The 13,293-nt window shown below is 70.2% G+C and carries 12 protein-coding genes; 7 read left to right on the top strand and 5 right to left on the bottom strand.

Going from position 1 to position 13,293, the window contains the following annotated elements; all coding sequences use genetic code 11:
• Positions 1-20: 20 nt before the first annotated feature.
• On the bottom strand, positions 21-2,516 hold the full coding sequence (locus ABZ707_RS10065) for a cation-translocating P-type ATPase (RefSeq protein ID WP_360170745.1): 2,496 nt from the start codon (positions 2,514-2,516) through the stop codon (positions 21-23).
• A 130-nt stretch (positions 2,517-2,646) separates the two neighbouring features.
• Positions 2,647-2,943 (bottom strand): DUF2530 domain-containing protein, encoded by a 297-nt coding sequence (locus ABZ707_RS10060; RefSeq protein ID WP_360170742.1) that lies wholly within the window; start codon positions 2,941-2,943, stop codon positions 2,647-2,649.
• A 271-nt stretch (positions 2,944-3,214) separates the two neighbouring features.
• Between ABZ707_RS10060 and ABZ707_RS10055 the strand changes: the two genes are divergently transcribed.
• The 5 genes from ABZ707_RS10055 to ABZ707_RS10035 all read left to right on the top strand — a co-directional run bounded on the left by ABZ707_RS10055 (position 3,215) and on the right by ABZ707_RS10035 (position 8,038).
• Positions 3,215-4,669, top strand: a complete 1,455-nt coding sequence (locus ABZ707_RS10055) for an NCS2 family permease (RefSeq protein ID WP_360170739.1) — start codon at positions 3,215-3,217, stop codon at positions 4,667-4,669.
• A 162-nt stretch (positions 4,670-4,831) separates the two neighbouring features.
• Positions 4,832-5,272: a MarR family transcriptional regulator gene (locus ABZ707_RS10050; RefSeq protein WP_319683499.1), complete on the top strand. Its 441-nt coding sequence runs from the start codon at positions 4,832-4,834 to the stop codon at positions 5,270-5,272.
• A 29-nt stretch (positions 5,273-5,301) separates the two neighbouring features.
• Positions 5,302-6,639, top strand: coding sequence for an MFS transporter (locus ABZ707_RS10045; RefSeq protein WP_360170736.1), 1,338 nt, complete (start codon positions 5,302-5,304; stop codon positions 6,637-6,639).
• A 181-nt stretch (positions 6,640-6,820) separates the two neighbouring features.
• Complete coding sequence (gene thpR / locus ABZ707_RS10040) at positions 6,821-7,429, top strand: RNA 2',3'-cyclic phosphodiesterase (RefSeq protein WP_360170733.1); 609 nt, start codon at positions 6,821-6,823, stop codon at positions 7,427-7,429.
• A 222-nt stretch (positions 7,430-7,651) separates the two neighbouring features.
• A complete protein-coding gene (locus ABZ707_RS10035) occupies positions 7,652-8,038 on the top strand; it encodes a nuclear transport factor 2 family protein (RefSeq protein ID WP_360170730.1) in 387 nt (128 codons plus the stop codon).
• A 55-nt stretch (positions 8,039-8,093) separates the two neighbouring features.
• On the opposite strand, the gene ABZ707_RS10030 is transcribed toward ABZ707_RS10035, so the two are convergent.
• Positions 8,094-9,089, bottom strand: coding sequence for an aldo/keto reductase (locus tag ABZ707_RS10030; RefSeq protein ID WP_360170727.1), 996 nt, complete (start codon positions 9,087-9,089; stop codon positions 8,094-8,096).
• Positions 9,090-9,334: 245 nt separating this feature from the next.
• Between ABZ707_RS10030 and ABZ707_RS10025 the strand changes: the two genes are divergently transcribed.
• Positions 9,335-9,649: a hypothetical protein gene (locus tag ABZ707_RS10025; protein ID WP_360170724.1), complete on the top strand. Its 315-nt coding sequence runs from the start codon at positions 9,335-9,337 to the stop codon at positions 9,647-9,649.
• Positions 9,650-9,771: 122 nt separating this feature from the next.
• Here ABZ707_RS10025 and pip read toward each other — a convergent pair whose 3' ends face one another.
• Positions 9,772-10,734 carry a prolyl aminopeptidase gene (gene pip, locus ABZ707_RS10020; RefSeq protein ID WP_360170721.1) on the bottom strand — a complete coding sequence of 321 codons (963 nt, stop codon included), beginning with the start codon at positions 10,732-10,734 and terminating at the stop codon, positions 9,772-9,774.
• A 213-nt stretch (positions 10,735-10,947) separates the two neighbouring features.
• Here pip and ABZ707_RS10015 point away from each other — a divergent pair, with 213 nt between their 5' ends.
• The gene (locus ABZ707_RS10015; protein WP_360170718.1) at positions 10,948-12,003 is read left to right on the top strand and encodes a WD40 repeat domain-containing protein; all 1,056 of its coding nucleotides are present in this window, start codon (positions 10,948-10,950) and stop codon (positions 12,001-12,003) included.
• A gap of 121 nt (positions 12,004-12,124) precedes the next feature.
• On the opposite strand, the gene serC is transcribed toward ABZ707_RS10015, so the two are convergent.
• The gene (serC, locus tag ABZ707_RS10010; protein WP_360170715.1) at positions 12,125-13,243 is read right to left on the bottom strand and encodes a phosphoserine transaminase; all 1,119 of its coding nucleotides are present in this window, start codon (positions 13,241-13,243) and stop codon (positions 12,125-12,127) included.
• Between the last annotated feature and the right edge of the window lie 50 nt (positions 13,244-13,293).

Raw genomic sequence — 13,293 nt, 5'->3', positions numbered from 1 at the left:
CGATGTGCCGGGCCCCTGTCCTACGCGGGGAACCTGCGGCCGACGTACTGCCAGCAGTACTCCAGCGCGGCCGACGCCGCCACGGCGACGGCCACCGCGGTCCACGGCATCGTCACGCCCACCAGCTTCAGCGCGAAGAAGTGCTGGAGCGCGGGTACGGCGAGTACGACGAGGAACAGCGCCGCCATCGACAGGACCAGGCCGATCCGCCACCAGGTGTAGGGACGGGCGACGATCGCCAGCACCCACATGGAGACCAGGAAGAGCGTGAGCGTTGCCGCGCTGGTCTCCGCGCTCAGGGCGTCGGCGCCGACGTAGTAGTGCCGGGCCAGCATGTAGGTGGCGAAGGTGGCGGCGCCGGCGATGACCCCCGAGGGGATCGCGTAGCGCATCACCCGGCGCACGAAGTTCGGCCTCGCGCGCTCCCGGTTCGGCGCCAGCGCCAGGAAGAACGCCGGGATGCCGATCGTCAGTGTGGACAGCAGCGTGAGATGGCGCGGCAGGAAGGGGTACTCCACCTGGAAGCAGGCCACCAGGACCGCCAGCAGCACCGAGTAGACCGTCTTCGTCAGGAAGAGCGTCGCGACCCGGGTGATGTTGCCGATGACCCGGCGGCCCTCCGCCACCACCGAGGGCAGCGTGGCGAAGCTGTTGTTCAGCAGCACGATCTGGGCGACGGCCCGGGTCGCCTCCGAGCCGGAACCCATCGAGACCCCGATGTCCGCGTCCTTCAGCGCCAGCACGTCGTTCACGCCGTCCCCGGTCATCGCGACCGTATGGCCGCGTGACTGGAGCGCGCCGACCATCTCGCGCTTCTGCTGCGGTGTGACCCGCCCGAAGACCGTCCCGGATTCGAGCGCCTCGGCCATCTCGGCACGGTCGGTGGGAAGGCGACGGGCGTCGACCACGTGCTCCGCGCCCGCCAGACCGAGCTTGCCGGCCACCGCGCCGACGGAGACGGCGTTGTCGCCGGAGATGACCTTGGCGGCGACGTTCTGCTCGGCGAAGTAGCGCAGGGTGTCCGCGGCGTCCGGCCGCAGCCGCTGTTCCAGGACCACCAGCGCGGTGGCGCTCGCTCCGGCCGCCGCGTCGGAGGCGTCCAGCTCGCCCGCGGCGCGGGCCAGCAGCAGCACGCGCAGGCCCTCCCTGTTGAGCCGGTCGGTCTCCCGGAGCGCGGGATCGCCCTCGGGCAGCAGGACATCGGGCGCGCCCAGCAGCCAGCCGGAGGAGCGCTTCGCGGTGCCGTCGGCGCCGCCGCTTCCCGGCTCGGTGAAGGCGGCGCCGCTGTATTTGCGGGCGGAGGAGAAGGGCAGCGCCGCCGTGACGGGCCAGTCCGCGCGGTCGTCGTGATAGGCGTCGATGATCGCCTGGAGGCTGGCGTTGGGGCGTGGCTCAGAGGCGCCGATCGCGCCGAGGACCCGCCGTACGTACTTCTCGTCCGCGCCTCCCAGCGGCCGCAGCTCCCGGACGTCCATCCCGCCCTCGGTGAGCGTCCCGGTCTTGTCCAGGCAGACGACGTCGACGCGCGCCAGCCCTTCGATGGCGGGCAGTTCCTGGACCAGGCAGTGCTGTCCCGCGAGCCGGATGACCCCGATCGCGAAGGCGACGGAGGTGAGCAGCACCAGCCCCTCGGGGATCATCGGGACGATGCCGCCGACAGTCCTGGCGAGCGAGTCCTTGAAGTTGCTCTGATGGACGACGAGCTGGCTGATGATCAGCCCGATCGCGGTCGGGATCATCATCCAGGTCACATATTTGAGGATGGTGCTTATCCCGTTGCGCAGCTCGGAGTCGACGAGCGTGAAGCGGGACGCCTCCTCGGCGAGCTGCGCCGCGTAGGCCTCGCGGCCGACCCGGGTGGCCCGGAACGCGCCGCCGCCCACGACCACGAAGCTGCCGGACATCACGGAGTCACCGGGGTGCTTCAGTACGGGATCGGCCTCGCCGGTGAGCAGCGACTCGTCGACTTCGAGGCTGTCGGCCTCGACCACCTCGCCGTCCACGACGACCTTGTCACCCGGGCCGAGTTCGACGAGATCCCCGAGCACGATCCCGGAGGTGGAGATCTCGGCGGCGACCCCGTCGCGCCGGACGGTCGGCTTGGCCTCACCGATCACCGCGAGGCCGTCGAGGGTCCTCTTGGCGCGCAGTTCCTGGACGATGCCGATACCGGTGTTGGCGATGATCACAAACCCGAAGAGGGTGTCCTGGATCGGTGCGACAAAGAACATGATCACCCAGAGCACGCCGATGATCGCGTTGAAGCGGGTGAAGACATTGGCGCGGATGATCTCGGTCAGGGAGCGGCTGCTGCGCACCGGGACGTCGTTGACCTCGCCGCGGCGGACATGCTCCGCCACCTCGGCGGCGGTCAGGCCGGTGTGCCGGCCGGCGGGCCGTGGTGGCTTCATGGGGTGTACGGGATCGAGCTCGGCGCCCGCGTCGATCATGGGGCCGGGTCCACCGCGGCCATGCGGTTCCGGGCCGTCGGTGTCGGTCTTCGCCCACTGCGTCATGGTTCCGACGGTACGACCCGCCGCACGGCTTCACCCGGCGACCGTCCGAAGACCGGACCTTGGGAGGAGCGGTCCCTGGCCGGGCCGGGACGGCACTCGGGGACCGACCCCGAACTGTGTCGGGGTCGGGTCAGGCGGAGGAGCCGCCGGACGTTCCGCCGGGCGGGTTCGCGCCGGCCGCCGCGCGCTTGAGGGCCGCGTCCCGTCCGCGTACGTACCAGATGCCGATGATCCCGAGGCCGCCGCCGGCCAGACAGGTCCAGATCCACCAGGCGTGTCCGTGGTCGGCGTACCAGCCGTAGAACGGGAGCTGTACGAGGAAGAGGACGAACCAGATGATCGTGCCGCCGGTGACGGTGGCGACGACCGGCCCCTCCAGGGGCTCGGGCGCCTCCCGCTGGGGAGATCTGGTCGAGGAACCGGTCATGGGCTCAGTCTATGCGGGGGTCCGCGCGGCGCCGCGGGGGCGCCGACGGGGCCCGTGCGCGGGCGGTGAGCGAGCGGTGTGCGGTGCGCGGAGGGCAGGCGGCACAAGGCTCTACGCGCGAAGATAGCGATCTTCGAGCGATGTATTCATACTGAAACGGTTTCCGACTGACTTGATTTGTTCGGCTGAACCTCTAAGTCTGACCGGATTTCCCCTTCACCGGCTCTCACCGGTGGCCCGCTTTCCGTCCGTACGACGACTGAGGTTCCGCATGCCCCGCTCGGCCACCGCTCCGGTCGATCCAGCCGCCCCGCCGCCCCGCCCCCGGCAGCCGGCCGGCGGACTGGACCGATTCTTCAAGATCTCGGAGCGCGGTTCCACGGTCGGCCGCGAGGTGCGCGGCGGGTTCGCCACCTTTTTTGCGATGGCCTACATCATCGTGCTGAATCCGATCATCCTCGGAAGCGCGAAGGACATGTACGGCCACCAGCTCGACAGTGGCCAGCTCGTCACCGCCACCGTGCTGACCGCGGCCTTCTCCACCCTCCTCATGGGGGTCATCGGCAATGTGCCGATCGCCCTGGCGGCCGGACTCGGCGTGAACACCGTCGTCGCCCTCCAGCTCGCGCCCAGGATGAGCTGGCCGGACGCGATGGGCATGGTCGTGCTGGCCGGTCTGGTGGTGATGCTGCTGGTCGCCACCGGTCTGCGGGAACGCGTGATGAACGCCGTGCCGAACGGGCTGCGCAAGGGCATCGCCATCGGCATCGGTCTGTTCATCATGCTGATCGGCCTGGTCGACTCCGGCTTTGTCTCCCGTGTCCCGGACGCCGCCCACACCACCGTGCCGCTCCAGCTCGGCGCGGGCGGCCATCTCGACGGCTGGCCCGTCCTGGTCTTCGTCCTCGGCGCGCTGCTCACGCTGGCGCTGATCATCCGTAAGGTGCCGGGCGCGATCCTGATCTCCATCGTCGCGATGACGGTCCTGGCCCTGATCATCGACGCCGTCGCCACGGTGCCGAGCTGGGGGCTGACAAGCCCGAAGTGGCCGGGCAGCCCGGTCGAGGCCCCGGACTTCGGCCTTCTCGGCCAGTTCAGCCTGTTCGGCGGGTTCGGCAAGGTCGGCGTCCTCACCGGCGTCCTCTTCGTTTTCACCGTCCTGCTGTCGTGCTTCTTCGACGCGATGGGCACCGTCCTCGGTGTCGGCGACGAGGCCGGGCTCATGGACGAGCGGGGCAGGCTCCCCGGGATCAACAAGGTGCTGTTCGCCGACGGCATCGCGGTGGCCGCCGGCGGCGCGACCTCGTCCTCCGCGGGCACCTGCTTCGTGGAGTCCACGGCCGGTGTCGGGGAAGGGGCCAGGACGGGGCTGGCCTCCGTCGTGACGGGGGCGCTCTTCTCGGTGGCGCTGTTCCTCACACCGCTGGCGACAATGGTCCCCTCCCAGGCCGCGACGCCCGCCCTGCTGGCGGTCGGCTTCCTGATCCTGGCCGGTTCGGTACGGGACATCGACTGGAGCGACTACACCATCGCCGCCCCGGCGTTCCTGACCATGGTGGCGATGCCGTTCACGTACTCGATCACCAACGGCATCGGCATCGGCTTCATCGCCTTCTGCGTGCTGCGGACGGCGGCCGGGCGGGGCCGCGAGGTGCCGGTGGCGATGTACGCGGTGGCGGCGGCCTTCGTCTTCTTCTACGCGATGCCGGCGCTCGGTCTCGCGTAGCCCGGCCGGTCTCGCCCAGGGCCCTCGGCCCAGCGGCGGTGCAGGTGGGGCCCGTTGGGTCACTTTCCGCAGTGGGCTCACTCGTACGAGTGATTAGTGTGCGCAGACCTTGCGGGCCGTCCGGTTGGTATTTAGCTTGGGTAATGAGTTATGCTAACGAACATGCCTGACCTGTCCCACGGCGACGAGAACGACGCCGCCGTGAACGCACTTCGCTCCGCCGTCATGCGGCTGGGCCGGCGTCTGAAGCACCAGCGTGTTGACGAGTCGCTGAGCCCCACCGAGATGTCGGTGCTGGGCACGCTCGCGCGCTGTGGCTCCGCCACCCCGGGTGAGTTGGCCCGCAAGGAGCATGTCCAGCCGCCGTCGATGACTCGCATCGTCGCGCTGCTCGAAGCGAAGGGTCTCGTCAGGCTCGAGCCGCATCCCGACGACCGTCGGCAGAAGGTGGTCAGCCAGACAGAGGAGGCCGAAGCGATGCTCGAAGAGAGCCGCCGCAAGCGGAATGTCTGGCTGGCGACCCTTGCCGAGGGGCTGGACGATGACGAGTGGGCGAAGCTGCGCGCTGCCGCCCCCGTACTGGAAAAGCTCGCTCACTTGTAATCCGCGCGCTGTGAGGAGGCGAACCCACTTTGAGTACGGGATCCGGATCAGACTCCGCCCCCGCACCGATATCCACCCACGACAGCACCACCGGCGGCGGGACATTCTCGTCGCTGAAGATCCGCAACTACCGGTTGTTCGCGACGGGAGCCGTCGTCTCCAACACCGGTACGTGGATGTCCCGGGTCACCCAGGACTGGCTGGTGCTCAGCCTCACCGGTTCATCGGCGGCCGTCGGTATCACGACGGCTCTCCAGTTCCTCCCGATGCTGCTCTTCGGTCTGTACGGCGGTGTCATCGCGGACCGCTACCCGAAACGGCAGTTGCTGCTCGTCACACAGGCGGCACTCGGCCTGTGCGGAGTCGCCCTCGCCCTGCTGACCCTCTCCGGACATGTCCAGGTCTGGCACGTCTATCTGATCGCCTTCCTGCTCGGCATGGTCACAGTCGTCGACAACCCGACCCGCCAATCTTTCGTCTCCGAAATGGTCGGCCCGGACCAGCTCCGTAACGCGGTCAGCCTCAACTCGGCGAACTTCCAGTCCGCGAGACTCATAGGCCCCGCCATCGCCGGAGTCCTCATCACCACCGTCGGCAGCGGCTGGGCGTTCATGCTGAACGGCCTGTCCTTTCTCGCCCCGCTGCTGGGCCTGCTCCTGATGCGCTCTCACGAGCTGCACGAGTCCACGCCCATACGCCGCGGAAAGGGCCAGCTCAGAGAAGGTCTGAGCTATGTGAGGGGCCGGCCCGAGCTGATCTGGCCGATCGTCCTCGTCGGATTCGTCGGGACCTTCGGCTTCAACTTCCCGATCTGGCTGACCGCGTTCGCGCACGAGGTCTACCACGGCGGAGCCGGGCTCTACGCCTTCTTCAACATCCTGATGGCGGCCGGTTCCCTGGCGGGCGCGCTACTCGCCGCCAGACGCCGTTCCTCGCGGCTGCGGCTGCTGATCATTGCGGCGATGGCGTTCGGCCTGCTGGAGATCATGGTCTCCCTGTCGCCGTCCGTCTGGCTGTTCTCGCTGCTGCTCCTGCCGATCGGGATGCTCGGCATGACGACGAACATCAGCGCGAACACGAGCGTCCAGATGGGCGCCGACCCGGCGATGCGGGGCCGGGTGATGAGCCTGTACATGATGGTCTTCGTCGGCGGTACGCCCTTCGGCGGCCCGTTCCTCGGCTGGGTCACCGACACCTACGGCGCCCGCGTCGGGTTCGCGGCGGGCGGGGCGGTCTCCCTGGTCGCGGCGGCGGTGATCGGCCTGATCCTGACCCGGGTGATCGGGGTACGCCTCAAGTTCGGCCTGAGAGGCGGTCGCCCGCACATGCGGTTCGTACCGAAGGAGCAGCTCGCGACCGCTGCGTGAGGTGACTCCGGGACGGTGGTCCTGACCGGCGAGCCCGGTCGGGGCCACTGCCGTGAGGCCGCGGCACGAGGCCGTGTCCGAGGCGGGGAAGCGGGTCAGTCGCGGGGATGCGGCAGCCGCGCGGTACAACGATACGCACGGTGACCGGGGCACGCCGTTGTGCGGCTGGGAGACTCGTCGCATGAGACTGTTCGCCGCCGTACTGCCGCCCGCCGGGGCCGTCGGGGAGCTGGCCGCAGCCGTCGAGCGGCTCCGGGCGCTGCCCGGCGCCGGTGAGCTGCGGTGGACCGGACGGGCGGGCTGGCATGTCACGCTCGCCTTCCTGGGGGAGGTCGAGGACCGGCTGCTGCCCGGACTGACCGAGCGGCTGGGGCGGGCGGCGCGCCGTACCGAGCCCTTCGCGCTGCGGGTCCACGGCGGCGGGCACTTCGGCGACCGCGCCCTGTGGGCCGGCGCGGCGGGAGGGCTCGACGAGCTGAGACTCCTCGCGGAACGCTCCGGCGCCGCCGCCCGCCGGGCCGGAGTGCCGATGGACGAGCACCGGCCTTATCACCCGCATCTCACGCTCGCGCGCGCCCGGGGAGGCACCGCACTGGCGCCGTTCGCCAGGGCGCTCGACGGCTTCGACGGCACCGGGTGGGAGGTGACCGAGCTGGTACTCGTACGGAGCCTGCTGCCGGCCGGAGGCGTCCCCGGTGAGCGGCCGCGGTACGAGGCGGTGGCGCGCCGGCCGCTCGGGAAGGGCCGCCGGGAAGACCCGGGGGACGGGTCCGCCGGCTCCGGCCGTTAACCTCGACGCGTGGACCCGAAAACCCGGAACCGGATCATGGCCGGTGTGCTTGTGCTGATATTCCTGATCGTCGCCGTCGCGGCCGCGGTCGGCTGATCGCCCGGCGCCCCCGGGCCCCGGCCCGTCCGGCCCTGAAGGACTCGGCCGACGGGCGGCGCCCGGGAGATACTTTCGACAGATACGTGTCGTGTGCGACGTGCTGCCGAAGGGCCGGGCCGGGCTATGGATTCGTACGACGAGAGATTCGCGCTCGGCGGGGCCTTCCACGCGGCGCTGGCGGCGGGCGACTGGGTCCTGATCCGGTCCATGCTGCACGACGAGGCGGTATGGGTCCTGCCGGGCGACAACGTGCTCTCCGGTGAGGCGCGGGGCGCGGACGCGGTGGTCGAACGCGCGCGGACGATCGCCGGTTACGGAGTGGACTTCGGGCTGCTGCACATCCTGGTGAGCAGGGACAACATGGCGCTGTCGCTGCGGAACACCGCGCGGTGGGAGGGCCGGGTCCTGGACGAGTACGCGGTCACCGTGTGTGCCGTGCACGAGGGCAAGATCTCGGACATCGAGACCTATCTCTCCGACGTGGCGATGCTGGACGCCTTTTTCGTCTGAGCGCCGGCTCCGGAGAGCGTGAGCCGCGGGCCGGCGGCTCACGCTCGTTCCGCGTCTACCAGGCGAACGCCTCGGGCGAGGGGCCCGGGCCCGGGAAGATCTCGTCCAGCGAGGACAGGACCTCCGCCGAGAGCTCCACGTCCACCGCCCTGACGGCGGACTCCAACTGCTCGATCGTCCGGGGGCCGACGATCGGACCGGTCACCCCGGGACGGGTGAGCAGCCAGGCCAGCGCGGCCTCGCCCGGCTCGATGTCGTGCTTGTCGAGCAGATCCTCGTACGACTGGACCTGCGCCCTGATCTTCGTATTGGCGAGCCCGTTGCCCGAGCGGCCCTCGCCCGTGCGGGCGCCGCCGCCCTCGCGCTCCTTGCGGATCGCGCCGCCCAGCAGACCGCCGCTCAGCGGCGACCAGGGGATGACACCGAGGCCGTACTCCTGCGCGGCCGGGATGACCTCCATCTCGGCGCGGCGCTCGGCGAGGTTGTACAGGCACTGCTCGCTGACCAGGCCGTACGAGCCGAGACGGCGGGCGGTCTCATTGGTCTGGGCGATCTTCCAGCCGGGGAAGTTGGACGATCCCGCGTAGAGGATCTTGCCCTGCTGGATCAGGGTGTCGATGGCCTGCCAGATCTCCTCGACCGGGGTGAGGCGGTCGATGTGGTGGAACTGGTAGAGATCGATGTGGTCGGTCTGGAGCCGCTTGAGGCTGGCGTCCACCGCGCGGCGGATGCTGAGGGCGGAGAGCTTGTCGTGGTTGGGCCACGCCTGGCCCTCCGCGGCCATGTTGCTGTAGACCTTGGTGGCGAGGACGACCTTGTCCCGGCGGTCACCGCCCTTGGCGAACCAGGTGCCGAGGATCTCCTCGGTGCGGCCCTTGTTCTTGCCCTGGCCGTAGACATTGGCGGTGTCGAAGAAGTTGATCCCCGCGTCGAGGGCGGAGTCCATGATGGTGTGACTGTCGGCCTCATGGGTGAGAGGCCCGAAGTTCATCGTCCCGAGGACGAGTCGGCTGACCTTGAGTCCGGTGCGTCCGAGCTGCGTGTACTTCATGACTCCACAGCCAACGCGTTCGAGCGCACTCGAAGCAAGCCCTCCACGAGAGCGACCACGCGAATGGAGTGAATAGCGCGGAATGCCCGTTGAGCGCAAGAGATCACTACTGGACGCCGAAGTGGTACTTCCTGTGGTTTCCAGCCAAGTTGTCCGGACCGTGCATGACGGTGCCGATCTGTGATCATGCAGTTCCTGTGAGTGACTGGGCATGTTCGGTGTCCGGCTTCTACAGGAGGTCCGCATTGCGTACGACATACATATCCACCGCCGTCGCCGCGGCACTCGCCCTCGGGGCGGGTGGCCAGCTCACCGCGGCTTCACCGGCTTCGGCCGCCGCCCCACTGAGCTGCGACCAGCCGAATGACGTGACGGACAACAGCGGCCACCGAGGGGTGGCCATCACCTGTCGCGGCGACTTGTTCACGGGCTGGGTCAGATGCCAGAAGGGCGAACTGGTCTACGTGCGATACGGAAACCGTGCCACGTCCGGCGGTTTGTCGACGGTGTGGTGCGAGCAGGACGGTGTCCCCGTCGCCGCGGGCGGCGACCCGGCCTGAGGTCAGGAGCGCCGGGCCTCGCTGTCCGCCGGGGGCTGTCCCGCAGCCGGCCGGCGGGGGCCGCGTCCCTCTGGGGACGGACGTGTCCGCCCGGCGCGGGCGGGCTGACGGCCGGCGGGCCGTCAGCCCGCGAACGCGTCGAGAGCCGCGCGCACTTCGCGTCTTTCGGTGTCGCTGCCCTTGTGGCCCGCGTCCTCGACGACGACCAGCCGGGCGTCCGGCCAGGCGCGCGCCAGCTCCCACGCGGTGCCCAGCGTGGAGCCCAGATCGAACCGGCCGTGGATCAGTACCCCGGGGATCTCCGCCAGCCGGTCCGCGCCGCGCAGCAGGGCGCCTTCCGCCAGCCAGGCGCCGTGCGAGAAGTAGTGCGCGCAGATCCGTACCAGTGCCTGACGGGCGGCGGGCGGCCGGTCGCTGTACGGGTGCGCCGGGCCGTTCGGCTCCTGGGAGAGTACGGCGTCCTCCCAGGCGCACCAGTCGGCGGTGGCCCGTTCGCGTACCGCCGGATCCGGGCTCTCCATCAGCCGCGCGTAGGCCGCGAGCAGATCGCCGTCGCGCTCGTCCTCCGGTACGCCCGCCCGGAAGCGCTCCCACTCCTCGGGAAAGATCCGCCCGGCGCCCCGGTAGAGCCAGTCGATCTCCGAGCGCCGGGTCATGGTGACACTGGCGATGACGATCTCCGAGACATGCTCCGGATGGCGCTCGGCGTACGCGAGGATCAGCGTCGATCCCCAGGATCCGCCGTGCAGCAGCCAGCGGTCGATACCGAGCAGCGTCCGCAGCCGCTCCATGTCCGCGATGAGATGGCGCGTGGTGTTGTGGCGCAGGTCGGCGGTGGGATCGGCGGCGTGCGGGGTGCTGCGTCCGCAGTTGCGCTGGTCGAAGAGGACGACGCGGTAGCGCTCGGGGTCGAAGTACCGCCGGGAGTGCGGCTTCCGGCCGGAGCCGGGTCCGCCATGGACGACGAGCGCGGGCTTGCCGTCCGGGTTGCCGCAGACCTCCCAGTGGATGCGATGGCCGTCCCCGACATCGAGCATGCCCTGGTCATAGGGCTCGATGGGCGGATACAGCGGGTCCTCGTCCATGGCGGAGCTTCCTCGGGTTCGGCTGCGGGTCCTCGGCCGACCCTATCGAGCCAACGGCGCGGCGCCGCGCGGTTTTCCGGGGCCGGGAGCCCGCCTGATGTGCAGATGGCCGGCCCTGGGGAACGGCGGCCTGGCGGCCAGGGTCACCGCCGGGGCCGTGACGTGAGTGGGGACATGGGGATGCGGAGGCGGCCGGGATGGCAGGCTGGGGGCATGCGTTCGCTTCCGTCCCGTTCCGGCCTGCGTCTTTCCGGTGCCGCCGTCGCCGCCGCCACCGCCGGCGCCGTGCTGCTGATCCCGTTCGCGTCGGCGTACGCGTCCCCCTCCGCCGTCTCGTCCCCCGCCGCCCCGGCGGCCGACGACGGCACGCCCGACGAGAGCTTCACGATCGAGGATCCGCGGATCACCGAGTCCAGCGGACTCGCCGCCAGCCGCGCCCATCCCGGCGTCTACTGGACCCACAACGACAGCGACGACGGGCCGTACATCTACGCCGTCGACTCCAGGACCGGCAGGACGGTCGCGACGATCACCCTGCGGGGCATCGGTGATCCCCGGGACGTGGAGGCCATCTCCATCGGCCCGGACGGCGCCGTCTATGTCGGTGACATCGGCGACAACCTGGGCGGGAGCTGGGACCACGTCTGGATCTACCGGTTTCCCGAGCCCAAGCGGCTCAGGAACGCCACGGTGAGCGCGACGCAGTTCACGGTCAGGTACGCCGACGGGCCGCGCGACGCCGAGGCGATGATGGTCGATCCGGGGACCGGGCGGGTCTACATCGCCTCGAAGAACGAGAACGGCGGCGGGCTGTACGAGGGCCCGGCCCGGCTCAGCTCCTCCGGGACGAACACCTTCCGGCGGATCGCCGAGGTGCCCTGGGTGACGGACGGGGCGTTCTCGCCTGACGGCAAGGAACTGCTGCTGCGCTCGTACTTCAGCGCCCGCGCGTACGCATGGAGGAACGGCCGGCTGGGCGCGGACCACCCGGTGCGCGCTCCGTTCCAGGGGCAGGCCGAGTCGGTGACCTACACGGCGGACGGCAAGGCGGTGATGTTCGGCTCCGAGGGCGCGGAGAGCGGGGTGGTGCGGGTGGACCTGGGCAAGGACACCGACGGCGACTCGCCCTCGAAGAAGGGCGGTTCCGCGTCCGGCGGCGGAGACACGGGCGCGGGCGCCGGACGGCCGGGGAACGCCACGCTGGGTGCTGTCCTCCTCGCGGGCCTGGCCGCGCTGTTCTTCGGCGTCAGGCGGATGCGGAAGAAGTGAGGCGGGCGTGACACGGCGGACCCCGGCGCGATGTGCGCCGGGGTCCGCGGGTGTACACGTGACTCCGTCAGTGGTGTCGTGGATGGGGGCCCGGGTGTGGGCCCCGCGAACCGTACGGCGGTCAGAGACGCTCGATCACATAGTCGACGCACGCCGTCAGCGCCGCCACGTCCGACGGGTCGATCGCCGGGAACATCGCCACGCGGAGCTGGTTGCGGCCCAGCTTGCGGTAGGGCTCCGTGTCGACGATGCCGTTGGCGCGCAGGGCCTTGGCGACGGCCGTCGCGTCGACCTCGTCCGCGAAGTCGATCGTGCCGATGACCTGAGAGCGCTTGGCCGGGTCGACGACGAACGGCGTCGCGTACTTGGACGCCTCGGCCCAGCCGTACAGCGTCCGCGCGGAGGTGGCCGTGCGGCGGACCGACCAGTCGAGGCCGCCCTGCGAGTTGAGCCAGTCGAGCTGCTCGTTCAGCAGGAAGAGGGTGGTCAGCGCCGGGGTGTTGTACGTCTGGTTCTTCAGGGAGTTGTCGATCGCGGTCGGCAGCGAGAAGAACTCCGGGACATGGCGCCCGGAGGCGTGCACACGCGCGGCACGCTCCAGCGCGGCCGGCGAGAAGACGCCGATCCAGAGGCCGCCGTCCGACGCGAAGGACTTCTGCGGGGCGAAGTAGTAGACGTCCGTCTCAGTGATGTCGACGGGCAGGCCGCCCGCGCCGGAGGTCGCGTCGACCAGGACGAGTGAGCCCTCGTCGGCGCCCGCGATCCGCTGGACGGGAGCCGAGACACCCGTGGAGGTCTCGTTGTGGGTGAGGGCGTAGACATCGACGCCCTCCTCCGCCGCCGGGTCCGGGTGCGAGCCGGGGTCGGCGGCGATGACGGTCGGCTCGGCCAGCCACGGTGCGAGCTTCGACGCCTTCGCGAACTTGGACGAGAACTCGCCGAAGGACAGGTGCTGGGACTTGTTCTCGATCAGTCCGTGCGTCGCGATGTCCCAGAAGGCGGTGGAGCCGCCGTTGCCCAGGATCACCTCGTAGCCCTCGGGGAGCCCGAAGAGGTTCCGTACTCCGTCGCGCACCGCGCCGACCAGGTTTTTCACCGGGGCCTGGCGGTGGGATGTGCCGAGGAGAGACGTACCGGTGGCGGCCAGCGCGTCCACCGCCTCCGTCCGCACCTTGGAGGGGCCTGCGCCGAAACGGCCGTCGGCGGGCTTGATGTCAGCGGGAATCTGGATATCGGCCACGGGCCCGGAGCCTAGTCCCTTCCGCCGCACCGTCGGCAACAGTGTCCGTC

Origin of the sequence: Streptomyces sp. NPDC006923 (assembly GCF_040635655.1) — a bacterium.
Lineage (GTDB): Bacteria > Actinomycetota > Actinomycetes > Streptomycetales > Streptomycetaceae > Streptomyces.
The sequence above is the reverse complement of the archived record's forward strand: the minus strand, read 5'-3'. Positions and strand labels throughout refer to the sequence as shown.

Excerpts from the sequence above, each read along its gene's own strand:
- ABZ707_RS10030 (WP_360170727.1), bottom strand. The coding sequence starts at position 9,089 with ATGAAGTACACGCAGCTCGGACGCACCGGACTCAAGGTCAGCCGACTC.
- ABZ707_RS10055 (WP_360170739.1), top strand. The coding sequence starts at position 3,215 with ATGCCCCGCTCGGCCACCGCTCCGGTCGATCCAGCCGCCCCGCCGCCC.
- ABZ707_RS10060 (WP_360170742.1), bottom strand. The coding sequence starts at position 2,943 with ATGACCGGTTCCTCGACCAGATCTCCCCAGCGGGAGGCGCCCGAGCCC.
- ABZ707_RS10050 (WP_319683499.1), top strand. The coding sequence starts at position 4,832 with ATGCCTGACCTGTCCCACGGCGACGAGAACGACGCCGCCGTGAACGCA.
- ABZ707_RS10015 (WP_360170718.1), top strand. The coding sequence starts at position 10,948 with ATGCGTTCGCTTCCGTCCCGTTCCGGCCTGCGTCTTTCCGGTGCCGCC.
- ABZ707_RS10035 (WP_360170730.1), top strand. The coding sequence starts at position 7,652 with ATGGATTCGTACGACGAGAGATTCGCGCTCGGCGGGGCCTTCCACGCG.
- pip (WP_360170721.1), bottom strand. The coding sequence starts at position 10,734 with ATGGACGAGGACCCGCTGTATCCGCCCATCGAGCCCTATGACCAGGGC.
- ABZ707_RS10065 (WP_360170745.1), bottom strand. The coding sequence starts at position 2,516 with ATGACGCAGTGGGCGAAGACCGACACCGACGGCCCGGAACCGCATGGC.
- thpR (WP_360170733.1), top strand. The coding sequence starts at position 6,821 with ATGAGACTGTTCGCCGCCGTACTGCCGCCCGCCGGGGCCGTCGGGGAG.